22 protein-coding genes are annotated in these 23,528 nt (G+C 68.4%); 17 read left to right on the top strand and 5 right to left on the bottom strand.

Going from position 1 to position 23,528, the window contains the following annotated elements:
• Positions 1 to 8: 8 nt before the first annotated feature.
• Complete coding sequence (locus CP958_RS23905; RefSeq protein WP_096704673.1) at positions 9 to 1,166, bottom strand: ABC transporter substrate-binding protein; 1,158 nt, start codon at positions 1,164 to 1,166, stop codon at positions 9 to 11.
• A 117-nt stretch (positions 1,167 to 1,283) separates the two neighbouring features.
• Between CP958_RS23905 and CP958_RS23900 the strand changes: the two genes are divergently transcribed.
• Positions 1,284 to 1,877, top strand: coding sequence for an XRE family transcriptional regulator (locus CP958_RS23900; protein WP_197706449.1), 594 nt, complete (start codon positions 1,284 to 1,286; stop codon positions 1,875 to 1,877).
• 1 nt (position 1,878) lies between these two features.
• Here the strand turns inward: CP958_RS23900 and CP958_RS23895 are convergent, their stop codons facing one another.
• A complete protein-coding gene (locus CP958_RS23895) occupies positions 1,879 to 2,655 on the bottom strand; it encodes an SDR family oxidoreductase (RefSeq protein ID WP_096704672.1) in 777 nt (258 codons plus the stop codon).
• Positions 2,656 to 2,689: 34 nt separating this feature from the next.
• Positions 2,690 to 3,847: an acyl-CoA dehydrogenase family protein gene (locus tag CP958_RS23890; RefSeq protein WP_096704671.1), complete on the bottom strand. Its 1,158-nt coding sequence runs from the start codon at positions 3,845 to 3,847 to the stop codon at positions 2,690 to 2,692.
• A 194-nt stretch (positions 3,848 to 4,041) separates the two neighbouring features.
• On the opposite strand from CP958_RS23890, the gene CP958_RS23885 reads away from it, so the two are divergent.
• The 9 genes from CP958_RS23885 (at position 4,042) to CP958_RS23845 (ending at position 12,516) form a co-directional block, all read left to right on the top strand.
• Positions 4,042 to 4,977: a LysR substrate-binding domain-containing protein gene (locus tag CP958_RS23885; protein ID WP_096704670.1), complete on the top strand. Its 936-nt coding sequence runs from the start codon at positions 4,042 to 4,044 to the stop codon at positions 4,975 to 4,977.
• A gap of 112 nt (positions 4,978 to 5,089) precedes the next feature.
• Entirely contained in the window at positions 5,090 to 6,214 is a 1,125-nt protein-coding gene (locus tag CP958_RS23880) for a CaiB/BaiF CoA-transferase family protein (protein WP_096705031.1), read from the top strand.
• Positions 6,211 to 7,050, top strand: a complete 840-nt coding sequence (locus CP958_RS23875; protein ID WP_096704669.1) for a MaoC family dehydratase N-terminal domain-containing protein — start codon at positions 6,211 to 6,213, stop codon at positions 7,048 to 7,050. The genes CP958_RS23880 and CP958_RS23875 overlap by 4 nt, the downstream gene beginning before the upstream one ends.
• The gene (locus CP958_RS23870) at positions 7,047 to 7,733 is read left to right on the top strand and encodes a class I SAM-dependent methyltransferase (protein WP_096704668.1); all 687 of its coding nucleotides are present in this window, start codon (positions 7,047 to 7,049) and stop codon (positions 7,731 to 7,733) included. The genes CP958_RS23875 and CP958_RS23870 overlap by 4 nt, the downstream gene beginning before the upstream one ends.
• Before the next feature lie 11 nt (positions 7,734 to 7,744).
• On the top strand, positions 7,745 to 8,959 hold the full coding sequence (locus CP958_RS23865; protein ID WP_197706448.1) for a CaiB/BaiF CoA-transferase family protein: 1,215 nt from the start codon (positions 7,745 to 7,747) through the stop codon (positions 8,957 to 8,959).
• A complete protein-coding gene (locus tag CP958_RS23860) occupies positions 8,959 to 9,816 on the top strand; it encodes a CoA ester lyase (protein WP_096704666.1) in 858 nt (285 codons plus the stop codon). The genes CP958_RS23865 and CP958_RS23860 overlap by 1 nt, the downstream gene beginning before the upstream one ends.
• A gap of 53 nt (positions 9,817 to 9,869) precedes the next feature.
• A complete protein-coding gene (locus CP958_RS23855) occupies positions 9,870 to 10,868 on the top strand; it encodes a TRAP transporter substrate-binding protein (RefSeq protein ID WP_096704665.1) in 999 nt (332 codons plus the stop codon).
• A 92-nt stretch (positions 10,869 to 10,960) separates the two neighbouring features.
• Positions 10,961 to 11,353: a VOC family protein gene (locus CP958_RS23850; RefSeq protein ID WP_096705030.1), complete on the top strand. Its 393-nt coding sequence runs from the start codon at positions 10,961 to 10,963 to the stop codon at positions 11,351 to 11,353.
• Entirely contained in the window at positions 11,350 to 12,516 is a 1,167-nt protein-coding gene (locus CP958_RS23845) for an MFS transporter (RefSeq protein WP_096704664.1), read from the top strand. The genes CP958_RS23850 and CP958_RS23845 overlap by 4 nt, the downstream gene beginning before the upstream one ends.
• 154 nt (positions 12,517 to 12,670) lie before the next feature.
• Here CP958_RS23845 and CP958_RS23840 read toward each other — a convergent pair whose 3' ends face one another.
• A complete protein-coding gene (locus tag CP958_RS23840) occupies positions 12,671 to 15,277 on the bottom strand; it encodes a response regulator (protein WP_170959092.1) in 2,607 nt (868 codons plus the stop codon).
• A gap of 233 nt (positions 15,278 to 15,510) precedes the next feature.
• On the opposite strand from CP958_RS23840, the gene CP958_RS23835 reads away from it, so the two are divergent.
• From CP958_RS23835 to CP958_RS23815, 5 genes are read left to right on the top strand one after another with little or no spacing between them, the layout of a single operon-like run.
• The gene (locus tag CP958_RS23835) at positions 15,511 to 17,259 is read left to right on the top strand and encodes a methyl-accepting chemotaxis protein (RefSeq protein WP_141400624.1); all 1,749 of its coding nucleotides are present in this window, start codon (positions 15,511 to 15,513) and stop codon (positions 17,257 to 17,259) included.
• Positions 17,260 to 17,278: 19 nt separating this feature from the next.
• Positions 17,279 to 18,379 (top strand): hydrogenase small subunit, encoded by a 1,101-nt coding sequence (locus CP958_RS23830; protein WP_096704661.1) that lies wholly within the window; start codon positions 17,279 to 17,281, stop codon positions 18,377 to 18,379.
• Positions 18,366 to 20,162, top strand: a complete 1,797-nt coding sequence (locus CP958_RS23825; protein ID WP_096704660.1) for a nickel-dependent hydrogenase large subunit — start codon at positions 18,366 to 18,368, stop codon at positions 20,160 to 20,162. Before CP958_RS23830 ends, CP958_RS23825 begins: the two co-directional genes overlap by 14 nt.
• Positions 20,163 to 20,176: 14 nt before the next feature.
• Positions 20,177 to 20,899: a Ni/Fe-hydrogenase, b-type cytochrome subunit gene (cybH, locus tag CP958_RS23820; protein ID WP_096704659.1), complete on the top strand. Its 723-nt coding sequence runs from the start codon at positions 20,177 to 20,179 to the stop codon at positions 20,897 to 20,899.
• A complete protein-coding gene (locus CP958_RS23815; protein ID WP_096704658.1) occupies positions 20,892 to 21,437 on the top strand; it encodes a HyaD/HybD family hydrogenase maturation endopeptidase in 546 nt (181 codons plus the stop codon). Before cybH ends, CP958_RS23815 begins: the two co-directional genes overlap by 8 nt.
• Here the strand turns inward: CP958_RS23815 and CP958_RS23810 are convergent.
• Positions 21,392 to 22,129, bottom strand: coding sequence for a methyltransferase domain-containing protein (locus tag CP958_RS23810; RefSeq protein ID WP_096705029.1), 738 nt, complete (start codon positions 22,127 to 22,129; stop codon positions 21,392 to 21,394). The genes CP958_RS23815 and CP958_RS23810 overlap by 46 nt on opposite strands.
• Positions 22,130 to 22,222: 93 nt before the next feature.
• Here CP958_RS23810 and gloB point away from each other — a divergent pair, with 93 nt between their 5' ends.
• Both gloB and CP958_RS23800 read left to right on the top strand, forming a co-directional pair.
• The gene (gloB, locus tag CP958_RS23805; protein ID WP_096704657.1) at positions 22,223 to 22,996 is read left to right on the top strand and encodes a hydroxyacylglutathione hydrolase; all 774 of its coding nucleotides are present in this window, start codon (positions 22,223 to 22,225) and stop codon (positions 22,994 to 22,996) included.
• 54 nt (positions 22,997 to 23,050) lie between these two features.
• Positions 23,051 to 23,524, top strand: coding sequence for a response regulator (locus tag CP958_RS23800; RefSeq protein ID WP_096704656.1), 474 nt, complete (start codon positions 23,051 to 23,053; stop codon positions 23,522 to 23,524).
• The last annotated feature ends 4 nt before the right edge of the window (positions 23,525 to 23,528 follow it).

Here is a 23,528-nt window from a genome sequence, read left to right as displayed (position 1 = left end):
CGGCCGTCCTATTGGACTTCGGCAAAGCCGCCGTTGCGGATTTCCACCATGCGGAACGACTGGCTGCCCAGGCCCATATGGTCGGCGGCGGTCATGTTGTAGATGCCGCTGACCCCGATGAAGCCGGTGGTCTGCTCCAGGGCGGCGCGCACCTTCTCCTTGTCGGTGCCGCCCGCCGTCTTGATGGCCTCGACCACCATGCGCAGGGCGTCGAAGGCATAGCCGCCGAAGGTGGAGACGTCGATCTTGTAGCGGGCCTCGAATTCCCGCTTGTACTCGACGCTGACCGCCCGCTGAGGGTCGGTGGCCGGCAGGGATTCGGCGATCAGGAGGGCCGGCGACGGCATGCGGATGCCCTCGGCGGGCTTGCCGGTCAGCTTGGCGAATTCCATGGAGGCCTGGCCGTGGGACATATAGAGCGGAATTCCCAGGCTGAGCTGGGCGTGGTTGCGGGCGATCACCGCCGGGGCCTGGCCGGTGCCGAACACGAAGATGGCCTTGGCGCCCGACTGCTTGGCCTTGGTCAACTGCGGCGTCATGTCGGTGTCCTTGTCGCCGTAGGACAGGTCCTCGATGACCGGAATACCCATGGAGGCCGCCATCTTCAGGGTCTCGTCATGGCCCGACTTGCCGAAGCCGCCGGTGTCGGACAGCAGGGCGAAATTGGCGATGCCCCGTTTCTTCATGTCCTCCAGGACCTTCTGCGCCGCCATGCGGTCGGAGTGGGGCATCTTGAAGACATAGGGCTTGACCGGCTCGACGATCACCGAGGCCGCCGCCAGCGAGACCATGGGCATCTTCGCGGATTCGGCCTGGGGCACCATGCCCATGGTCGAGCCGGTGGTCGAGGCGCCGATCACCACGTCCACCTTGTCCTGCTGGATCAGCCGCCGGATCATGGTGTTGGCCTTGGCGGTGTCGCTGGCGTCGTCATAGGGGATCAGCTCCAGCTTGCGGCCGAGGACGCCGCCCGCCGCGTTGATCTTGTCGACCAGGAGCTCCAGCGTCTTCTGCTCGGGATCGCCGAGGAAACTGGCGGGGCCGGTGGCGGAGACCACCGAGCCGATGCGGATCGGCTCGGCGGCCCAAACCGGCGCCGAGGCCAGCCCGAGGCCGAGAGCCAGAAGGACTTTCAGATGACGCGACAGCGGAGCATTGCTTCCCATGACGTTGACCTTCCTATCCTGCGTGAATGCTGTTGGCTTGGCGGCCGTTTTGTTTAAGGTAGGCAGATCGACGGAATTTTCCTATCAGAAAATTTTCGTATCGGAAAATATGGCGCCATGACCCCGACCGAAGCCGGCACTCCCGTACCCCTGAGCGAGATGGGCTCGCGCCTCAGGGCCCATCGTCTGGCGCGCGGCTGGACCCTCAAGGCGGTGGCCGAGGCCAGCGGGCTGGCCATCTCCACCGTCTCCAAGGTGGAGCGCGGCCAGATGTCGCCCACCTACGACAAGCTGCTGCAACTGAGCCGCGGCCTCGGCATCGATATTTCCGAGCTGTTCGGGTCCGAGCCGGCGGAGGGCGTGCCCCTGCGCTCGGCGGTGACCCGGCGCGATCAGGCCCACCGGGTGACGACGCCCAATTACGATTACGGCTATCTGGCGGCGACCCTGGCGGGCAAGAGCATGGTGCCCGCCGTCGCCTGGGTGCGGGCCCGTTCCCTCAAGGAATTCGGCCCCCTGCTGCGCCATGCCGGCGAAGAATTCCTGTTCGTCTTGTCGGGTCGGGTGGAGGTCCACCTGGACGACCGCGAGCCGGTCTTGCTGGGCCAGGGGGAGAGCATCTATTTCGACGCGGCCCAGGGCCACGCCTTCCTGTCGGTGGGTGACGGCGACGCCGAAATCCTGGTGGTGCTGTCCGGCGACGACCGCTAGGTCAAAGCACCACCGGGTTCTGGCCGCCATCCATGGACAGGGTGGTGCCCGTGATGTAGCCGGCCTTGCCCGAGGCCAGAAAGACCACCGCGTCGGCCACTTCCTCCGGCGCCGCCATGCGGCCGAGCGGCAGGCGCTCGATGCTGGCGCGGCGGGCTTCCTCGACGCTTTGCCCCGATTGCCGGGCGACGGCCTCCATCCCCTCCGCCACCCGCTCGGTCTCGGTCAGGCCGGGGCTGAGGCCGACCACCCGCACCCCTTGGCCGGCATAGGCGGCTCCCAGCCCGGCGGTGGCCAGCATCAGGGCGGCATTGGCCGCGCCGCCGGCGATATGGGTGGGCATGGCCACCTTTCCGCCGATGCCGATCACGTTGACGATGACCCCGCGTCCCCGCGCCGCCATGCGCTTGACCATGGGGTCCATGACGTTGACATAGGTAAAGACCTTGGCGTCGAAGGCGTCGCGCCAGCGGGCCGGGTTCAATTCCTCGGGCGGGGTCCGCCGGGCGGCGCCGGCCGAGTTGACCAGCACGTCCACCGGTCCCAGGCCGGCTTCCACCGCCTCGATCATCGCGGCCGCCGCCTCGGAATCGGACAGGTCGGCGGCGAAGCCCCGGGCGCCGGGCAGGGCGGCGAGGGCGCGCTCGATATTGGCGGGAGAGCGCGAGCAGATGGCGACCTTGGCGCCCTCGGCGGCGAAGGCGGCGGCACAGGCCAGGCCGATGCCCTTGGAGCCGCCGGTGATGAGGATGACCTTGCCGTCGAGACCGAGTTCCATGCTGCCTCACCCCGATGATTGACGCGCCACCATATCAGAAGCTCTTGGGCAGCCCCAGCACATGGGTCGCCACATGGGACAGGATCAGGTTGGTGGAGATGGGGGCGATCTGATAGAGCCGCGTCTCACGGAACTTGCGTTCCACGTCGTATTCCTCGGCGAAGCCGAAGCCGCCATGGGTCTGCAGGCAGGTGTCGGCCGCATGCCACGAGGCTTCCGAGGCCACCAGCTTGGCCATGTTGGCCTCGGCGCCGCAGGGCTGGCCGGCATCGAACAGGGCGATACCCTTTTGCACCATCAGCGATGCCGCCTCGGTTTCCACATGGGCGCGGGCGATGGGGAACTGGACGCCCTGGTTGACGCCGATGGCGCGGCCGAACACCTCGCGGGTCCTGGCGTAATCCACCGCCCGGTCGATGAAGAAGCGGGCATCGCCGATGCATTCGCTGGCGATCAGCAGCCGCTCGGCGTTCATGCCGTCCAGGATGTAGTCGAAGCCCTTGCCCTCCTCGCCCACCAGATTGGCGGCGGGGACCTCCAGGTCGTCGATGAAGATCTCGGTGGTGCCGTGGTTGATCATGGTGCGGATGGGCTTGATGGTCATGCCGTTGCCCACCGCCCGGCGCATGTCGACCAGCAGCACGCTCATGCCCTGGGACGGCTTGCCCACCTGATCGCGCGGCATGGTGCGGACCAGCAGCACCATCCAGTCGGAATGCTCGGCGCGCGAGATGAACACCTTCTGGCCGTTGACGATGTACTTGTCGCCCTCCCGGCGGGCGAAGGTGCGGATGCGGGTGGTGTCGGTGCCGCTGGTCGGCTCGGTGACGCCGAAGGCCTGCAGCCGGATGTCGCCGGCCGCGATGCCGGGCAGCAGCATCTCCTTCTGGGCCGGGCTGCCGTGCCGCAGCACCGTGCCCATGGTGTACATCTGGGCATGGCAGGCGGCGCCGTTGCAGCCCGAGCGGTGGATTTCCTCGAGGATGGCGCCCGCCGCCGCGATTCCTAAGCCCGATCCGCCGTATTCCTCGGGGATCAGCACCGACAGGAAGCCGCTTTCGGTCAGCGCCCGGACGAATTCGGTGGGATAGGCCCGCTCGGCGTCCAGCCTGCGCCAGTATTCGCCCGGAAAGGCGGCGCACAGCCGGCGGACCGAGTCACGGATATCAGCAAAGGTTTCCACATTCAGCATCTCAGGCTCCACCGGCGACGGCCCGTGCTCCGGGCCGAGCGGAGACTAACCCTTGGACCGTTTCCCCGTCCAAGAGAGGCTTTCTATGCCTTGCATCGATGTTTTCTATTTTGCACCCTTGGGTCATTGCAAAGACGGGCGGAAGGCGCACACTTGCCGCCCGAACCGCCCATCCGCACCAGGGGGACCCGCCGGTGGACCTGCGCCAGTTGCGCTATTTCGTGGGAATCGTCGACGAGGGCTCGTTCACCGCCGCCGCCCAGCGGCTGAACATCGCCCAGCCGGCGCTCAGCCACAACATCCGCAATCTGGAAGAGGATCTGGGCGTCAAGCTGCTGACCCGCAGCATCCAGGGCGTCAAGCCCACCGCCGCCGGAGCGCGCCTCTACGAACACGCCCAGGTCATCCTGCGCCATGTGGCCCAGGCCACCGAGCAGATACGCGGCTATTGCGGGACTCCCAGCGGTTCGGTGACCATCGGCCTGCCCGCCTCGGTGGCCCTGGTGCTGGCCGTGCCGCTGGTCGAGGCGGTGCGGAGCGAGTTTCCCCAGGTGTCCTTGCGCATCGTGGAATCGTTCAGCGGCACCATCCTGGAATGGCTGAACGACGGGCGCCTGGATTTCGGCTGCCTCTACGACGTGGTGAAGACGCGCAGCTTCGCCAGCGAGCCGCTGGTCGCCGAGGACCTTTACCTGATCTGTCCGCCGGGCGCCGGCAATGCCGACATCGCCTTCGACGATCTTTCCGGCGTCCAGCTGATCGTGCCCAGCCGTCCCCACGGCCTGCGCGAACGTCTGGAAAAGGCGGCGCGCGAGAAGTGCATCACCTTGGACGTGGCGGTGGAGATCGACGGCCTGCCCCAGATCAAGACCCTGGTGGGCAAGGGGGTGGGCTGCTCGGTCCTCTCCCTGTCGGCGGTGCTGGACGAATGCCGCCAGCGCACCATCGAGGCCCGGCGGATCACCGAGCCCGTGCTGCGCCGCTCGGTCCACCTGTGCCGTCCGCGCGGCATGCCGCTGACCGAGGCGGCCGGCGCCGTGCGCGACACCATGCTGCGTGTGCTGCGCGATCTGGTCGGGCAGGGCGTGTGGCCGGGCGAACTGCTGCTGGACGGCGCCGGGGACGACTGACCATACAAGTGCTGTATGGACCGGATGCAGCGCTTGTATTGGAAAAGATTTTTCCACCCTCGCTAAATGATTCCCGTGAACAACCGTCGTGTCACAGGAGTCCGCGCGCGTCATGGCCAATCCTCTTTCCGGCCTGCTGGTGGTCAGCTTGGAACAGGCGGTCGCCGCGCCGCTGTGCACGTCGCGGCTGGCCGATGCCGGGGCGCGGGTGATCAAGATCGAGCGCCCCGAGGGCGATTTCGCCCGCGGCTACGACAGCGTGGTCCATGGCGAGAGCGCCTATTTCGTCTGGATCAACCGGGGCAAGGAATCCCTGGTCCTCGACATCAAGCAGGCCGGGGACGCGGCGCTGCTGGACCGCATGGTCGCCCAGGCCGACGTCTTCGTGCAGAACCTGGCGCCCGGCGCCGCCGAGCGGGCCGGATTCGGCTCGGCTTCGCTGCGGGCCCGCCATCCCCGGCTGATCACCTGCGACATCACCGGCTATGGCGAGGACGGCCCCTATCGCGACATGAAGGCCTACGACCTGCTGGTGCAAAGCGAGGTGGGGCTGGCCTCCATCACCGGCGTCCCCGAGCAGGCCGGCCGGGTCGGCGTCTCGGTGGCCGACATCGCCTGCGGCATGTATGCCCATGCCGGCATCCTGCAGGCCCTGCTGGAGCGCGAGCGGACCGGCCGGGGCGGCGGCGTCGCGGTGTCGCTGTTCGATGCCCTGGCCGACTGGATGACCGTGCCGCTGCTGCACCACGATTACGGCGGCAAGGCGCCCGGCCGGGTGGGGCTCAGCCATCCCAGCATCGCGCCTTACAGCGCCTTCGAGACGCGCGACGGCCGCCCGGTGGTGCTGTCCATCCAGAACGAGCGGGAATGGGGGCTGTTCTGCGACGGGGTGCTCGGCAATCCCGATCTGGCCACCGACCGGCGCTTTGCCTCCAACAAGGATCGCGTCGCCAACCGCCCCGAGCTGGACGCCATCATCGCCCGCGCGTTCAAGGACATGGATCACGCCGAGGCGACCCGGCGCCTGGGGGTGGCCCGCATCGCCTATGGTTCGCTCAATCAGGTGTCCGACCTGTCCACCCATGCCCAACTGCGCCGGGTGACGATATGCACGCCCACCGGACCGGTGGAGGCGGTGGCCCCGCCGGTACAGGTGCGGGGCGAGGCCTTCATTCCCCGGCCCGTTCCCGCCCTGGGCCAGCATTCCGCCGCCATCCGCCAGGAGTTCGCCCCATGAGTTTCGATCACCTGCGGGACTGGATCGGCCGGTCGGAAACCATCGGGGACGTGGCCGCCGCCGCGCCGCTGGCCGGTCTGGCCGCCACCCTGGACCATGCCCTGCCGCCGTGGCGCGACGGCGAGGTACCGCCGCTCGGCCATTGGCTCTATTTCCTGCCCCGCGCCCTGCAGCGCGACATCTCCGGGGACGGACACCCCCATCGCGGCGGCTTCCTGCCGCCGGTGGACCTGCCCCGGCGCATGTGGGCCGGCGGCGCCCTCGGCTTCACCGCTCCCATCAGGGTGGGTGAGTCCATCACCCGCCGCTCGACCATCGACGAGGTCACCCCCAAGGAGGGGCGGTCGGGCAAGATGGTGTTCGTCAAGGTTCGCCACGAGGTGTCGACGCCGGCCGGTCCGGCGCTGACCGAGTTCCACGATATCGTCTACCGCGAGGCATCCCGGCCGGGTGAGGCTCCGGCCGTTTCCGAGGCGGCGCCGGCCGAAGCGGTGTGGCAGCGGCGGATCGTTCCCGACATCGTGCTGCTGTTCCGCTTCTCGGCGTTGACCTTCAACAGCCATCGCATCCATTACGACCGCGATTATTGCCGCGAGGTGGAGGGCTATCCCGGTCTGGTGTTCCACGGGCCGCTGACCGCCACCCTGCTGGTGGACCTGTTCCTGCGCCACAATCCCGGCGCCGTGGTCACCGGGTTCAGGTTCCGGGCCAAGCGCCCGCTGTTCGATATCCATCCCCTGTCGGTGTGTGGTGCGCCGCGTGATGGCGGTGCCCTGCTGTGGGCGCTGGACCACCAGGGCAACGTCGCCATGACGGCCGAACTGGACGCGCGATGAGCCCCCGTTATTCCAGCCACAAGGCCGAACTGGCCGCTCTCCTGCCTTCGCCCCACGGGTTGCTGGTGGCGGATGTGGGCTGCGGCGACGGAGGCATGACCCGCCATCTGGCCGCCATGGGCGCCCGCGCCGTCGGGATCGAGGTGGACGAGGGCCAACTGGTGCGTGCCCGCGCCGTCACTCCGGTGGCCGGCGAGAGCTATCGGGTGGGACGGGGCGAGACCCTGCCCTTCGCCGACGGCGAGGTGGACGCGCTGCTCTACTTCAACAGCCTGCACCACGTGCCGGCCGCCGCCCTGGCGCCCGCCCTGGCCGAGGCGGCAAGGGTGCTGGCGCCAAAGGGCCTGCTGATGGTGGTCGAGCCCCTGGCCGAGGGTCTGTATTTCGAGACGCTGCGGCCGCTGGAGGACGAGACGGACATCCGCGCCGCCGCCCTGGCCGCCCTGCGGGCCGCCCCTCCCCAATTGTCGGTGGGGGCCGAGAGCTTCTACCTCAACACCGTGCGTTTCCGCGACGTGGCGCAGTTCCTGGCCGCCATCGTCGCCCCCGACCCGGCGCGCGTCGCCCGCCTGCCGGCGGTGGAGGGGAAACTGCGCCGCCGCTTCACCACCCATGGCCGCGTCACGGCGGGCGGCGTGGAATTCGACCAGCCCATGCGGCTCAACACCTTTTTCCGGCAATGAGGGCGGCGTCCATGGACAGGTCGGCCCTCGACGGCATCCGTATCCTCGACCTGACCCGGGTGCTGGCCGGTCCCAGTTGCACCCAGATACTTGGCGATCTGGGCGCCGACGTCATCAAGATCGAGCGGCCGGGCATCGGCGACGACACCCGCAAATGGGGGCCGCCCTACCTCAAGGACCGCGACGGCGGCGACACCCGCGAAAGCGCCTATTACCTCAGCGCCAACCGCAACAAGCGCTCGGTGGCGGTGGATATGGCCTCCAAGGCGGGGCAGAAGCTGCTGCTCGACCTCATGGGGCGTTCCGACGTGGTGGTCGAGAACTTCAAGGTCGGCGACCTGGAGCGCTATGGCCTGTCCTATGCCCAGGTAAAGGACCGCTTTCCCCGGCTGGTCTATTGCTCCATCACCGGTTTCGGCCAGACCGGACCCTATGCGCCGCGCGCCGGCTACGACTTCCTGGCCCAAGGCATGGGCGGCATCATGAGCCTGACCGGTGACCCGGCCGGCGAGCCGGTCAAGGTGGGGATCGGCAATGCCGATCTGGTGACCGGGCTTTACGCCGCCATCGCCATCCTGGCCGCTCTGCGCCATCGCGACGCGGCGGGGCCGGGCCAGCATCTGGACCTTGCCTTGCTGGATTGCCAGCTGGCGCTGATGACCTACGAGGCGGAAAACTTCCTGGTGTCCGGGATCGAGCCGGTGCGGCGCGGCAACGGCCACCCCAATATCGTCCCCTATCAGGTCTTCCGGGCCGCCGACGGCTATCTGATCCTGGCGGTGGGCAATGACGGGCAGTTCGCCCGGTTCTGCCGCTTCGCAGGCCTCGATTCCCTGGCCGGCGATCCGCGCTTCGCCACCAATTCGGCCCGCGTCCAGCATCGCGAGGATCTGATTCCGGTGCTGGCCGAGGTCATCGTCCGCCATCCGCGGCGCTATTGGCTGGACGGCCTGGAAGCCCTGGGAGTGCCGGCCGGCCCGGTCAACACCATGCCCGAGACGTTCCAGGACCCCCAGGTCCGGGCGCGGGGCATGGTGGTCCCGGCCTCCCACGCCCAGGCCGACGGCGTGCCGTTGCTGGGCAGTCCCATCAAGATGTCGGGCACCCCGCCCACGGTTCGCCGCGCCCCTCCGACCCTGGGGCAGCACACCGAGGAGGTCCTTGGGGAAGTGCTGGGCCTGGGGGCGGCCGATATCGCCCGTCTTCGCCAGGAAGGAGTCGTCTGATGGCCGCAGGCCCGCGTTCGCTGCTGTTCGTGCCCGCCGATAACGCCCGTCTGCTGGACAAGGCCCACCAGAAGGGAGCCGACGCGATCATCCTCGACCTGGAGGACGCCGTGCCGCCGGCGGCCAAGCCGGCGGCACGGGCCGGCATCGCCGAGGCGGCGGCCCGGCTGTCCGGCCTGGGCTTGCCCGTTCTCGTGCGTATCAATACCGGCTGGCGCGACATCGTCGCCGACCTGGAGGCCGCCGTGCGGCCGGGGGTCAGCGCCCTGGTGGTGCCCAAGGTGGAGGATGCCGGAAACCTGCGGGTGATCGCCGCCATGATCGGCGAGTGGGAGGCCGAGCGCGGCCTTGCCGCAGGCGGCATCGGCCTGATCCCCCTGATCGAATCCCCCCTGGGTCTGGAGCGGCTGGGCGAGATCGCGGCGCAGGAGCGCCTGATCGGTCTGGCGCTGGGGGGCGAGGATTTCTCCCTGGCGCTGGGCGTCGAGCCCTCCGAGGCGGCCCTGTCGCTGCCCTGCCGCATGATCGCCCTGGCGGCGGCGGGGCGCGGCCTGATGGCCATCGGCCTGCCCGGCTCTCTGGCCGAGTTCAAGGATCTGGCCGCCTATGGCGCCACGGTGCGGTTGGCGCGGTCCTTCGGCATGACCGGGGCGCTGTGCATCCATCCCTACCAGATCCCCGTGGTCAACGAGGCCTTCGCTCCCACCGCCCGCGACATCGCCTGGGCCGAGACGGTGATGGCCGCGTGGAGCGACGCCCAATCGCGCGGCGTGGGCGCGGTCGCCGTCGAGGGCCGCATGATCGACCGCCCGGTGGCCGAACGGGCCAGGGCCATTCTGACCAGGATTCCCCGCTGAACGGGGAACCGGCAATGACCATCACAAAACAAGAAAGTAAGGGGAGTTTCACCATGAAGAGGCTTTGCATCGCCGTTGTCGCCGCCGTCCTGTGCGCCGTTTCACCGGCCGGGGCGGCGGACCAGATCGTCATCAAGTTCAGCCACGTCACCTCCGCCGAGACCCCCAAGGGCCGGGGCGCCGAACGTTTCCGCGAACTGGCCGAGAAGTACACCGGGGGCAAGGTCCGGGTGGAGGTCTACCCCAACAGCCAGCTCTACAAGGACAAGGAGGAGATGGAGGCGCTGCAGTTGGGCGCCGTCCAGATGCTGGCCCCGTCGCTGGCCAAGTTCGGCCCGCTGGGCGCCAAGGAGTTCGAGGTATTCGACCTGCCCTACATCCTGCCCGATAAGGCGGCGCTGCGCCGCTCGCTGGAAGGGGCGGTGGGCACCGGCCTGATGACCAAGCTGCAGCGCTACGGCATCTACGGGCTGGCCTTCTGGGACAACGGCTTCAAGGTGATGACCGCCAACAAGCCGCTGCGGATGCCCGATGACTTCCGGGGCGTCAAGCTGCGCATCCAGTCCTCCAAGGTGCTGGACGCCCAGATGCGGGCGCTGGGCGCGCTGCCCCAGGTGCTGGCCTTCTCCGAGGTCTATCAGGCCATGCAGACCGGTGTGGTGGATGGCGGCGAGAATACGCCCTCCAACGTCTACACCCAGAAGATGCACGAGGTGCAGAAGTACCTGACCGTCTCCAATCACGGCTATATCGGCTATGCGGTGATCACCAATCTCCGCTTCTGGGAAGGCCTGCCGGTGGATATCCGCAAGCAGTTGGAGCGGGCCATGAAGGAGGCGACCGAATACGCCAACGACATCGCCCAGAAGGAAAACGACGAGGCCATGGCCGCCATCCGGGCCAGCGGCAAGACCGAGATCATCGAGCTGACCCCCGCCGAGACCGCCGCCTGGCGCAAGGCCCTGCAGCCGGTCTACACCCAGGTGGAGGGCCGCATCGGCAAGGCGCTGATCCAGGAGATGGTCAAGGAAGCCCAGGGAACGGCAAACTAGGGTGCGATGACAACAGATCGGCGCAGCCTTGCGCCGATCTGTTGTCTGAATCGCTCTTTACCTCATTGATCAGGGCCAGCCAGGAGACCGCCATGCGCATCGACCGTATCGATCATTTCGTTCTGACCGTCGCCGACATGGGGGCTACCTGCGCCTTTTACCGGTCGGCGCTCGGCATGCAGGTCGTCGAGTTCGGCGGCGGGCGCAAGGCGCTGTCCTTCGGGGATCAGAAGATCAACCTGCACCAGAAGGGGGGCGAATTCCTGCCCAATGCCCGTGTGGCGACGGCGGGATCGGCCGATTTCTGCCTGACCACCTCGGTCCCCCTGGACGAGGTGGTCGCCCATCTGACCTCGCTCGGCATCGCCATCGAGGAGGGGCCGGTGCGGCGCACCGGCGCCCGCGCCACCCTGAACTCGGTCTATGTCCGCGATCCCGACGGCAATCTGGTGGAGATCAGCAACGAGGAAGGGCCGGGGCGGTGATTCCGGCCCTGGACCGCCGCCGGGTGGCCGTGGCGGCGGCCGGGTTCTGCAGCTTTCTCGATATGTATTCCACCCACGCCCTGCTGCCGACGTTGAGGGCGGAATTCGGGGTGGGCGAGGCCATGGCGGCGGCCACCGTCTCGGCCACCACCCTGGCGGTGGCCTGCATGGCGCCGCTGGCCGGGCATCTGGCCGACCGGCTGGGGCGCAAGCGGGTCATGGTGGCCGGCGCCCTGCTGATGGTGATTCCCACCGCCCTGGCCGCCACCTCGGCCGACATGGGCCAGCTGATCCTGTGGCGTTTCCTGCAGGGATTGTTCCTGCCGGCGGTGTTTTCCGTCGCCACCGCCCATATCGGCGAGGAATGGCCGCAATCCGAGGCGGTCTCCATGATCGGCCTGCACATGGCCGGCATGGTGGCCGGCGGGTTCTGCGGCCGCTACATCACCGCCCTGGTGGCCGCCGCCGCCGGCTGGCGGGCGGCCTTTCCCGTCCTGGCGCTGCTCAATCTGGCCGGGGCGCTGGTCATCGCCCTGTGGATGCCCGCCGACCGGAGCCCCAAGCCGGCCCCGGCGGTGGGGCAGGGCGGCGGCCTTGCCGTCCTGCGGCGGCATTTGGGCAACCTGCCGCTGATGGCTACCTGCGGCATCGGCTTCGGCCTGCTGTTCTGCATGACCGGCACCTTCACCTACATGAACTTCCATCTGGCCGCGCCGCCCTATCTGTTCGGGCCGGTGGCCCTGGGCACCTTGTTCGCCATCACGCTGTTCGGGGTTCCCGCCTCGGCCGCCGGAGTCTTCCTCCTGCGGCGCTTCAGCCGCCGGGTGGTGGTGGCCGGGGCGGTGGCGTTGACCTCGGCCGGACTGCTCATCACCCTGGCGGACGAGGTGGCGGTGATCCTGGTGGGGCTCAGCCTGTTCAGCTTCGGCCAGTTGATCTCCCAGCCCGTCGCCCTGGGCAGCATCGCCCATCTGGCCCGCGACGGCCGGGCCATGGCGGTGGGGCTTTATGTCAGCAGCTACTATCTGGGCGGCAGCGTCGGCGGCGTCCTGCCCGCCTGGACCTGGAGCCATTACGGCTGGCCGGGCTGCGTCGCCCTGGTGGTCGCGGTGGAGATTTCCGTGGCGGCGCTGGCCGCCGCCGCATGGCGAATGCGGGGATAGAGCGGCGCGCCTCAAATATGAGGCGGGCCGCTCCAGCGCCCGTTGAGGGCGCGGCCAAGGGCGTGGATGCGCCCGCCCGGCGAGGGACAATGATAAGGCCTATAGCGTGATGCACATTTTGGGCATCACGCTATAGAAGCCTGAGCGGCAGGGGCTAGCAATCGGCGGTCAGGCCGTGGCGCACCGCCAGGGCCGCCAGTTCGGCCGGTGTCGAGGTTCCCAGCTTGTGCCCCAGGCTGGCCCGATGCTTTTCCACCGTCCGTTCGCTCAAGGCCAGCAGATCGGCGATGTCGCGGGTACGGCGGCCCTCGACGATCAGCTTGAGCACCTGACGCTCGCGCCGCGTCAGGGCCGCCAGGGAATCGTCGCCCGCCGGCGGCGGGCTGGCGGCCGCCGGCGGTGGCTTGCCGGCCAGCACCGCCCGCAGGATGCGCAGCAATTCCTCGGCGGAGACGTCCTTGCGCACCAGGGCGTCGGCTCCGGCCTCGCTGGCGCTGCGCATCAGGGCGGGCGAGGCGGCGCCGGTCAGCATCACCACTCGGGCGGCGGGCAGGCGCTTGCGGATTTCCGGCACCGTCTCGGCGCCGTTCATGCGCGGCATGGCCAGATCGATCAGCACCAGATCGGGATGATGGCGGACCACCATGCGGATACAGTCCAGGCCATCGGCGGCCTCGCCCACCACCTCGAAATCCGGCTGATTGCCCAGCACCGCCCGCAAGCCGTCGCGGACCATCTCGTGGTCGTCCACCAGCAGCACCCGCACCGGGCCGGTGGTCCGGCGGACCCCGCGTCCCCGGCCCAGCCGGCGGCGTTCGTCGGCCAGGGCCTGATTGAGCGCGGCCAGCAGGGGCCTGGGGGCCTCGTCCCAGTCGCCGATGGCGGTCTCGATGGCCTCGGCGGCGCGGGCCACATGCGGCATGCCGAACACCATGCCGATCCCTTTGATGCGATGGGCGAGATGGCCGGCGTCGTCGGCCTTGTCGCCGTCTATGGCCGTCGCCAGCTTGGCGGCATCGTCCTGGCAGTGGGAGATGATGGTGGCGTCGGCGACCGCCAGCGGCGGCCGGCCGGCGCCGGGCTCGGTGGCTCCGGGCAGGTGGCGGGTCAGCAGGTCGGTCAGATGCTTGCGGGAAAACGGCTTGGCGAGGTGGTCGGCGAAGCCCGCGGCGATGAAGTCGGCGCGGACCTTGCCGGGAATGCCCGCCGTCATCGCCACCACCGGGACGGGGGCGAGGCCGCGTTCGGCCTCGTCGCGGCGGATGGCGGCCAGGGCCTGGGAGCCGTCCATGCGCGGCATCCGCTGGTCCAGCAGGATCAGGTCGTAGCGATGGCGGCGGGCCTTGGTCACGGCCTGCTCGCCGTCCTCGACCAGATCGAGCGATACGCCCGAGCCGGCCGCCATGGCCGCCACGATGTCGCGGCCGAATGCGCTGTCGTCGGCCACCAGCACGCGGCCGCGACAGGCCAGGGGCGGGACGGCGGGTTCCGCCGGAAGGTCGGGTTCGTTCACCGCCGGCAGGATCGCGGTGAAGCAAAAACGGCTGCCCCGCTCCAGCGGCTCCAGCCACAGCGCGCCGCCCATCAGCGAAACCAGCCGGCGGCTGATGGCCAGTCCCAAACCGGCTCCCTCGCGGTGGGCCTCGCTGTCGCCGCCGCGCAGGAAGGGTTCGAACACCGCCTCGCGGCGGTCGGAGGGAATGCCGCTTCCCTGGTCCTCGACGCAGCAGCGGACCACCGAATCGCGGCTGGCCTCGAGGCGCAGGCTGACCGTGCCGATCTCGGTATACTTGATGGCGTTGTGCAGCAGGTTGACGAGCACCTGGCGCAGCCGGCGGCTGTCGCCCTGGCGGTAGGGCCAGCCGCCGTCCTCCACCTCCATCTGGAGGCTGACTCCCTTGCGGTAGGCCTGCTCGCCGAGAAGCTCGACGGTTTCGGCGGCCAGCGCTCCGATATGGAACGGCTTGGCGGCCAGTTCCACCTGTCCCGCCTCGATGCGCGAGAAGTCGAGCATGTCCTCGATCAGGCCCAGAATATGGTCGCCGGCCGATCTCAGGGTGTCGAGGCGGCGGCGGTGGGCCTCTTCCAGCGGCGCCTCGGCCAGCAGCTCGGTCATGCCCATCATGGCGTTCAGCGGCGTGCGCACCTCGTGGCTGACCACCGCCAGGAAGGCGGATTTGGCCTGGCTCGCCGATTCGGCCTGATCGCGGGCCCGCTGCGCCTCCTCCATCAGTTCCGTATTGGCCCGGCTCAGCCGCAGGGCCTTTTCCAGCATCCGGTGGCTGGAGCGGGTGAAGCCGATGCCGAACGCCGCCAGGGCGATCAGGAACACGATCAGGAAGCCGCCGCCCGCTTCCGGCCTGACCGCCACTGCCACCACCGTCAGCGCCAGGGCGGGAAGGAAGGTGCCGTAGGCGCACATGGGAATGGCCGTCTTGGCGTGGCTGGCCGCCACCGTGAAGATCACGACGAAGATCAGCGGCACCATGGCGTCGGCGCCCAGGTCGGGGTCGAAGAACAGCAAGGCCCCCAGGCCCAGCAGGCTGCCGTTGATCGCCGACAGGGCGGCGAAATGGCGGCTCCACCGGGCGGCATGCTCGGCGCGGGCCGGGTCGGCGGCGTAGCGCCGCTGTTGCCACAGGCTGGTGACGGCGACGGCCGCCACCGTCACCCACCACCCCAATGCTTCAACATAGCCGTGATGCGCGACCTGGGTTGCGGCAAGTCCGGTGACCAGGGCCAGATACAGCAACAGCGTCATCGGTGAATGATGGGCGTGGTAGATATCGACCAATCCGTTAGTAATAGAGGGGGATTCCCCCGCGGCTATTTTCAATTTATCGTTATTCTCAAAAGGCATAGCCGAATTCCCCGAATGACCCGTCAAATTAGCAGTAGAACGTGGTTTTGGGTAGTTCCACCCATTTACCGGCGGAATCCATGCCCTGATAATCTACCTCAGGGAATGGATACACATTCGCCATGGTGGGGGACATGCACGTATCGTCGCAGGATCTCAACGCCCTCGGCCGCGGTGCCGCAGGGATGGCTTGGTTCGTCTCGAACATCCGGCTGAGGCTGGTCGGCATCCTGATTTCGGTGCTGATGGCCCTGCTGCTGGCCGCCGGGATCGGCGGCACGGTGGCCAGCTTCGCCAAGGTGGCCGAGATCGGTTCGGTCTGGCGCAACTTCGATACCGGTCTGGCCCGGCGGCTGATGCTGCTGTCGGACCTGCGCCAGCATCTGGGCTTCGGGGGGCTCAGCCAGCACTTCCACGACTACCTGCTGACCGACGACCCGCTGCTGCGGCAGGCGGTGACCCAGGATCTGGCCCGGCTGCGCGAGATCGGCCCGGCCTATCTCACCGCCGGCGCGTCCAAGGACGAGCAGGAGGCGCTGAAGGCGGTCATGGCCCTGGTGGACGCCTACGACCGCGCCATGCCCCAGGTGGCCGAGGCGCTGGCCCGCAAGGAGCCCGCCGAGAAGGCCCACGCCCGCGCGGTGGTGGACGAGGCCGGCGCCCTGGTCGCCCTTGACCGGCTGGGCGCCCTGCTGCGTCAGGAGCACAAGGACAGCGCCGACCGGGTCGAGGACGCCACCTGGACGGTATCGGCCACCGTGGGCGGCGTGATGCTGTTCAACGGCCTGCTGCTGCTGCTGCTGGCGGTGTTCTTCTACTGGTTCACCCGCTTCCGCATCGTGCGGCCGCTGGACCGGCTGGGGGGCGTGATGGCCCATCTGTCGCGGGGCGACAAGACGGTGGGCGTGCCGCTGGTGGACAAGCAGGACGAGATCGGCGACATGGCCCGCGCCGTCGAGGTGTTCAAGGAAAGCATGATCCGCGCCGACCAGCTGGAGGCGCAGAAGCAGGCCGCCGACCGCCTGCTGCTCGAACGCGCCCAGATGCGCCAGCGCCTGACCGAGGAGTTCGGCGTGGTGGCCACCCGGGTGTTGGCGGTGGTCAACCATTCCGTCGAGGACGTGCGCGAAACCGCCCACACCCTGTCGGCGGTGGCCGAGGAAACCGAGCGCCAGGCCCAGCAGGTGGCGGTGGCGGCCGAGCAGGCCGCCGCCAACGTGGAATCCGTCGCCAGCTCCACCGAGCAATTGGGCGCCTCGGGCCACGAGATCAGCAGCAGCGTCGGTGCCTCCACCGCCATTACCCGCGAGGCGGTCGAGGGCATCCAGGGGCTGAATGCCACCATGGGGCACCTGTCGGAGGCGGCCGAGAAGATCGGCGAGATCGTCACCCTGATCGGCGAGATCGCCGCCCAGACCAACCTGCTGGCGCTCAACGCCTCCATCGAGGCGCAGCGGGCCGGCGAGGCGGGCAAGGGCTTCTCGGTGGTGGCCAACGAGGTCAAGCATCTGGCCAGCCAGACCGCCAAGGCCACCGAGGAGATCGCCGACCAGGTCAGCGGCATCCAGAGCACCAGCCGCAACGCGGCGGCGGCTCTGGCCACGGTGCACGACACCATCGTCAGGGCCGACGAAGTGGTCTCGACCATCGCCTCGGCGGTGGAGGAGCAGAATGCCGCCACCCAGTCCATCGTCGGCAACATCAACGAATCGGCCCACGGCAACCGCTCGGTCTCGGCCGGCATCGTCGAGGTGTCGTCGGCGGCGCTGCACACCGGCGAGATGGCGGCGCGCATGGTCGAGGTGACCGACAAGCTGCGGGCCGAATCCGAAACCATGCGGGCCGAGGTCGAGAACTTCCTGGCCGCCGTCAAGGCGACCTGAGGCAGGGATGAGAAACGGGATGTTCAAGAAGAAGACGTTCTACGAGGTGATCAGCGAGCATGGCATTCCCCGCCGGGAATTCCTGAAGTTCTGCGCGGTGACCGCCGTATCCATGGGATTGGGGCCGGGCGGCCACGAGGTGCTGGCCAAGGCGCTGGAGACCAAGCCGCGCCTGCCGGTGCTGTGGATTCACGGGCTGGAGTGCACCTGTTGCTCGGAAAGCTTCATCCGTGCCTCCCATCCGCTGGCCAAGGACATCATCCTGTCCATGATCTCGCTGGATTACGACGACACCCTGATGGCGGCGTCGGGCTTCCAGGCCGAGGCCATCCTGGAGGAGATCACCACCAACTATAAGGGCAACTACATCCTGGCGGTGGAAGGCAACGCGCCGCTGCTGGACGACGGCATGGCCTGCATCGTCGGCGGGCGGCCCTTCACCGACCAGTTGCTGGAAACCGCCCGCCACGCCAAGGCGGTGATCGCCTGGGGCACCTGCGCCTCGTTCGGCTGCGTCCAGGCGGCCAAGCCCAATCCCACCAAGGCCACCCCGGTATCCAAGTTCATCAAGGACAAGCCGGTGATCAACGTTCCCGGCTGTCCGCCCATCGCCGAGGTGATGGCCGGGGTGCTGAGCTACATCCTGACCTTCGACCGTCTGCCGGAACTGGATCGCCAGGGGCGGCCCAAGATGTTCTACGGCCAGCGCATCCACGACAAATGCTATCGCCGTGCCCATTTCGACGCCGGCCAGTTCGTCGAAAGCTGGGACGACGACGGCGCCCGTCAGGGCTGGTGCCTGTACAAGCTGGGCTGCCGCGGCCCGACCACCTACAACGCCTGCACCACCATCGGCTGGAACGACGGCGTCTCGTCGCCCATCAAGTCCGGGCACGGCTGCATCGGCTGTTCCGAGGACGGTTTCTGGGATCGCGGGCCGTTCTACGAGCGGGTGCCCGACATGGCCCAGTTCGGCATCGAGGCCAATGCCGACAAGATCGGCCTGGGCGCCATGGCCGGGCTGGGAGCGGCCATGGCCGCCCATGCCGGCGTGACGGCGACCCGCCGGATGCTGGCGGGCAAGGACAAGGAAACGGAGGATCAGGATGGCCAAGGTTAAGACGCCCAACGGCTTCGAACTGGACGATGCCGGGCGCCGGGTGGTGGTCGATCCCGTCACCCGCATCGAAGGCCACCTGCGGGTCGAGGTCAATGTGGACGAGCGCAACCGCGTCACCAACGCGGTGTCGTCGGGAACCATGTGGCGCGGCCTGGAGAACATCCTGCAGGGCCGCGATCCGCGCGACGCCTGGGCCTTCGTCCAGCGTATCTGCGGGGTGTGCACCGGCGTGCACGCCATGGCCAGCGTCCGGGCGGTGGAGGATGCGCTGGGCATTCCCATCCCGCGCAACGCCAACATCATCCGCAACATCCTGCACCTGACGCTGTACGTCCACGACCACCTGGTCCACTTCTACCACCTGCACGCCCTGGACTGGGTGGACGTGGTCAGCGCGCTGTCGGCCGATCCCAAGGCGACCTCGGCCCTGGCCCAGTCCATCTCGCCCTGGCCCATGGCGTCGGAAGGCTATTTCCGCGACGTTCAGGAACGGCTGAAGAAGTTCGTCTCGTCGGGTCAGCTGGGGTTGTTCAAGAACGGCTATTGGGGCCATCCCGCCTACAAGCTGCCGGCCGAGGCCAATCTGATGGCGGTGGCCCACTACCTGGAGGCCCTGGATTTCCAGAAGGAGATCGTCAAGATCCAGGCGGTGCTGGGCGGCAAGAACCCGCATCCCATGTGGCTGGTCGGCGGCGTACCCTCGGCGGTCAACGTCCATTCCGGCGGTGCGGTCGGCGCGCTCAACATCGAGCGTCTGGCCCTGATCAAGGACGTGGCGGCCCGCGCCAAGACCTTCATCGATCAGGTCTACATTCCCGATCTGCTGGCCATCGCTTCGTTCTACAAGGAATGGGGGACCATCGGCGCCGGGCTCTCGGGGCGCAATCTGCTGTCCTACGGTGAGTTCCCGGCCCAGGCCAACGACGATTCCAACGACAGCCTGCTGTTGCCCAGGGGCGCCATCATCGACGGCAAGCTGAGCGAAATCCATCCGGTGGACCTGCGCAATCCCGACGAGATCCGCGAGTTCGTCCCCCATTCCTGGTACCGCTATCCCGACGAGGGCAAGGGGCTGCATCCCTGGGATGGCATGACCGAGTACAATTTCCAGCTCGGCCCCAATACCAAGGGCGACAAGAAGCACATCAAGGCCCTGGATGAGGGCGCCAAGTATTCCTACATCAAGGCGCCGCGCTGGAAGGGCCACGCCATGGAGGTGGGGCCGCTGGCCCGCTTCGTCATCGCCTACGCCATGGGCAAGCGCGACATCAAGGAGATGGTGGACGGCACCCTGGCCAAGCTGGGCCTGCCCCTGCCGGCGCTGTTCTCGACCCTGGGCCGTACCGCGGCGCGCGGGCTGGAATGCCAGTGGGCCGCCGACCGGCTGGTCGAGGCCATCGATGGCCTGATCGCCAATATCAAGGCCGGCGACCTGGACACCGCCAATACCGACAAATGGGGGCCGGAGAAGTGGGCCAAGTCGGCCAAGGGCGTCGGCTACGCCGAGGCGCCGCGCGGCGCGCTGGGCCACTGGCTGCGCATCCAGGACGGGCGCATCTCCAATTACCAGTGCGTGGTGCCCACCACCTGGAACGGCAGCCCGCGCGACGCCCAGGGCGCCATCGCTCCCTTCGAGGCGGCGCTGCTCGGCACCCCCATGGCCGACCCCGCCCAGCCTTTGGAAGTGTTGCGCACCATCCACAGCTTCGACCCCTGCCTGGCCTGCGCCACCCATGTCATCGGGCCGGACGGCGCCGAGCGGGCGGTGGTCAAGGTCCTGTAGCAAAGGAGGGCGGCATGGCCCGGTTCGACCACGCCTACCGCGAGATCGGCGACCACGAGCGCATCCGCCAGATCTATGTCTACGAGGCGCCCATGCGCCTGTGGCACTGGCTCAATGCGGCGGTGGTGGTGGCGCTGGTCGCCACCGGCTACCTGATCGGCACGCCGCTGCCGTCCTATACCGGCGACCCCAGCACGGTCTACGTGATGGGCTGGATTCGCTTCATCCATCTGGCGGCGGGCTATCTGTTCGCGGTGCTGTGGGTGATGCGGGTCTGGTGGGCGGTGGTGGGCAACAACTTCGCCCGCCAACTGTTCATCCCGCCCATCTGGAGCAAGCGCTGGGTCGACGGGCTGCGCTATCAGGCCGCCTGGAACCTGTTCCTGGTCAAGGAACCCCGGCGCTACAGCGGCCTCAATCCGCTGGCCCATATCGCCATGCTGACCATCTACGTGGCGCCCTCGCTGGTGCTGCTGGTCACCGGCTTCGGCATGCTGGCCGAGGTGGCCGGCCACGACAGCTGGCAGTACCATATGTTCGGCTGGATGCGGGATTTCGCCGTCAACACCATGGACCTGCACACCATTCACCGCGCCTCCATGTGGCTGGTGGCGCTGTTCGTCATGGTCCACGTCTACACCGCCGTGCGCGAGGACATCGTGTCGCGCCAGAGCATGGTCAGCACCATGCTGTCCGGCTACCGCCTGTTCAAGGGCCGGGGACGCGGCGATGAATGAGGGGGCCGAGGTTCTGGTCCTGGGCATCGGCAATCTGCTGTGGGCGGATGAGGGCTTCGGCCCGCGCGCCCTGGCCGAACTGTCCAACCGCCATGCCTTCCCGCAAGGGGTCGAACTGGTGGATGGCGGTACCCAGGGCCTCTATCTGATGCCCATGGTCCGCGCCGCCCGCCGGCTGCTGGTCCTCGACGCCGTGGATTTCGGCCGTCCGCCCGGCGAACTGATGGTCCTGCGCGACGGTGAGATTCCCCGGATGATGGGGGCCAAGCGCCTGTCTTTGCACCAGACCACCTTCATGGATGTTCTGGCGGCGGTGGAATTGCTGGGCGGCGGACCCGAGGCCATGGTGGTGGTGGGCGTGCAGGCCGGCCAACTGGACGATTTCGGCGGCGGCCTGACGCCGGAGGTGGAAGGTCGCCTCGACGAGGCGCTGGCGGTGGCGGTCGGCCAACTGACCGAATGGGGGTTTCCGCCCGCCGCGTCTTCCGGGGGTCAGGACTTCATTACCCGTGAGAATCCTTCGGCCACCGGCAGGTAGGACCGGCGCTTGCCCTTGGCTTCGCGCACCGCCGAGCCGGCATAGATCTGCTTGGCGGCCTCGACGATGATCACGCCACCGAAGGTCTGGAACCAGCGCCGGCCGATCTCCTCCACCGCCGGGGCCGAGCGCAGCATCATCCGCGAACTGGTGGGCGGCAGGAACAGTGCCGAGGCGCTGTGGATGGGCGTGAACATGTTGTCGCGCAACAGGCGGTTCAACTGGCCCATGGTGTAGGGACGGCCGTTGCCGAAGGGCGTGCGTTCCAGCCGCGCCCAGATGCCCCGCCGGTTGGGGGCCACCACCATCAGGCGCCCGCCGTCGGCCAGCACCCGCCAGGCTTCACGCATCATGGCGCGCACCTGCTCGGTGGCCTCCAGGGCGTGGACCAGCAGCAGCCGGTCGATGGAGCGGTCGGGCAGGGGCAAGTCGGTCTCGTCCACCAGGGTGGTGAGGCCCGGTCCTTCGGGCGGCCAGGGCAGCACGCCCTGACTGGCCGGCATGGCGGCGATCACCCGCTCGGCCTCGTTGAGGAATACCCGCAGATACGGTGTGGCGAAGCCCAGCCCCAGCACCCGCTGACCGCCGACGTTGGGCCACAGGGCGCGCAATTGCCGGCGGATCAGTCGCTGGGCGCTCTGGCCCAGGCTGTCGCTGTAGAAGTCGCGCAGGTCGACCACGTCGGTCCACATGGCGGGGTAGGACAGTTCTCCGTTCATGGGGCAAAGATAGGCGTTTTGGACGGTTGGTGCTACAACCGGAGCATCAGAAGAGGCAGAGCGGCCATGGCTAAGATCGTCGTCGAACAGATTCCGGTGCTGTCGGACAACTACGTCTATCTGGTGCACGAGCCGCTGGGCGGAGCCACCGCCGCCATCGACCCGGCGGTGCCCGAGCCGGTGCTGGAGCGTCTCGCCGCCCGTGGCTGGACCCTGACTCACATCCTCAACACCCATCATCATGGTGATCATACCGGCGCCAATCTCGAACTGGCGCGGCGCACCGGCTGCGCCGTGGTGGGCGCCGCCCGCGATTCCCAGCGCATTCCGGGCATCACCCAGGAGGTTTCCGAGGGCGAGACCTTCATGCTGGGCCACGCCGCCGTCACCGTGCTGGAGGTGCCGGGCCACACCTCGGGCCACATCGCCTACTGGTTCGCCGACAGCCACGTGCTGTTTCCCGGCGACACCCTGTTCTCGCTGGGCTGCGGCCGGCTGTTCGAGGGCTCGGCCGAGGAGATGTGGACGTCCCTGCGCAAGCTACGCGACCTGCCGCCCGACACCATGGCCTATCCCGCCCATGAATACACCGCCGGCAACGCCCGCTTCGCCCGGCTGGTGGAGCGCGACAACGAGGCGCTGAAGGCCCGCGTCGAGCAGGTGGAGCGCCTGCGCGCCCAGAACCGCCCGACGGTGCCGGTCAGTCTGGCCGACGAGCGGGCCGCCAATCCCTTCCTGCGTGCCGATACCGCCGCCGTGGCCAAGGCGGTGGGCATGGAGCCGGGAAGCGATCCGTCCCTGGTCTTCGCCGAGTTGCGGCGGCGCAAGGACGTGTTCTGATGGCGACGATTGGTATAAACTGCCACGGATAAGCAGCTTTCGGTGGAGAGGGCAATGACCCGCGCCCGTGTCCTGTTCGTTGATGACGAGCCCCGGGTGCTGGAAGGCATCCGGCGCACCATGGCGGACTACGCCGAGGAATGGGAAAGCCTGTTCGCCGGCAGCGCGCCCCAGGCCCTGGATATCCTGGCCGAGCGGCCGGTCCACGTGGTGGTGACCGACATCGCCATGCCGGTGATGGACGGCAAGGCCCTGATCACCGAAATGTACGAGGCATTTCCCGAAGTGGTCATCCTGGTCCTGTCGGGCCACTGGACGCCGGCGGTGTCGCGCCAGCAGGTGGGGCCGGCGGTGCGCTTCCTGGGCAAGCCCGTCTCGCCGGAGCAATTGGTCGCCGCCATCCGCGCCGCCCTGGGCGAGGCGGTGCTGCCCGGTCTGGCGGTGCCGACCGCCAAGCCGACCCTGGCCTCGCCCGCCCACCGCAGCGGGCACGACCCCAGCTGGGTGGACATGGTCGAGGACGAGTAGGAGG

It is taken from the genome of Magnetospirillum sp. 15-1, from assembly GCF_900184795.1.
Classification (GTDB): Bacteria; Pseudomonadota; Alphaproteobacteria; order Rhodospirillales; family Magnetospirillaceae; genus Phaeospirillum.
Note: the sequence above shows the minus strand (reverse complement) of the source record. Positions and strands in the feature narration are given on the sequence as shown.

Coding starts and splice junctions, on each gene's coding strand:
- CP958_RS23905 (WP_096704673.1), bottom strand. CDS start 1,166: ATGGGAAGCAATGCTCCGCTGTCGCGTCATCTGAAAGTCCTTCTGGCT.
- CP958_RS23900 (WP_197706449.1), top strand. CDS start 1,284: ATGACCCCGACCGAAGCCGGCACTCCCGTACCCCTGAGCGAGATGGGC.
- CP958_RS23895 (WP_096704672.1), bottom strand. CDS start 2,655: ATGGAACTCGGTCTCGACGGCAAGGTCATCCTCATCACCGGCGGCTCC.
- CP958_RS23890 (WP_096704671.1), bottom strand. CDS start 3,847: ATGCTGAATGTGGAAACCTTTGCTGATATCCGTGACTCGGTCCGCCGG.
- CP958_RS23880 (WP_096705031.1), top strand. CDS start 5,090: ATGGCCAATCCTCTTTCCGGCCTGCTGGTGGTCAGCTTGGAACAGGCG.
- CP958_RS23875 (WP_096704669.1), top strand. CDS start 6,211: ATGAGTTTCGATCACCTGCGGGACTGGATCGGCCGGTCGGAAACCATC.
- CP958_RS23870 (WP_096704668.1), top strand. CDS start 7,047: ATGAGCCCCCGTTATTCCAGCCACAAGGCCGAACTGGCCGCTCTCCTG.
- CP958_RS23865 (WP_197706448.1), top strand. CDS start 7,745: ATGGACAGGTCGGCCCTCGACGGCATCCGTATCCTCGACCTGACCCGG.
- CP958_RS23860 (WP_096704666.1), top strand. CDS start 8,959: ATGGCCGCAGGCCCGCGTTCGCTGCTGTTCGTGCCCGCCGATAACGCC.
- CP958_RS23855 (WP_096704665.1), top strand. CDS start 9,870: ATGAAGAGGCTTTGCATCGCCGTTGTCGCCGCCGTCCTGTGCGCCGTT.
- CP958_RS23850 (WP_096705030.1), top strand. CDS start 10,961: ATGCGCATCGACCGTATCGATCATTTCGTTCTGACCGTCGCCGACATG.
- CP958_RS23840 (WP_170959092.1), bottom strand. CDS start 15,277: ATGACGCTGTTGCTGTATCTGGCCCTGGTCACCGGACTTGCCGCAACC.
- CP958_RS23835 (WP_141400624.1), top strand. CDS start 15,511: ATGCACGTATCGTCGCAGGATCTCAACGCCCTCGGCCGCGGTGCCGCA.
- CP958_RS23830 (WP_096704661.1), top strand. CDS start 17,279: ATGTTCAAGAAGAAGACGTTCTACGAGGTGATCAGCGAGCATGGCATT.
- CP958_RS23825 (WP_096704660.1), top strand. CDS start 18,366: ATGGCCAAGGTTAAGACGCCCAACGGCTTCGAACTGGACGATGCCGGG.
- cybH (WP_096704659.1), top strand. CDS start 20,177: ATGGCCCGGTTCGACCACGCCTACCGCGAGATCGGCGACCACGAGCGC.
- CP958_RS23815 (WP_096704658.1), top strand. CDS start 20,892: ATGAATGAGGGGGCCGAGGTTCTGGTCCTGGGCATCGGCAATCTGCTG.
- CP958_RS23810 (WP_096705029.1), bottom strand. CDS start 22,129: ATGTGGACCGACGTGGTCGACCTGCGCGACTTCTACAGCGACAGCCTG.
- gloB (WP_096704657.1), top strand. CDS start 22,223: ATGGCTAAGATCGTCGTCGAACAGATTCCGGTGCTGTCGGACAACTAC.
- CP958_RS23800 (WP_096704656.1), top strand. CDS start 23,051: ATGACCCGCGCCCGTGTCCTGTTCGTTGATGACGAGCCCCGGGTGCTG.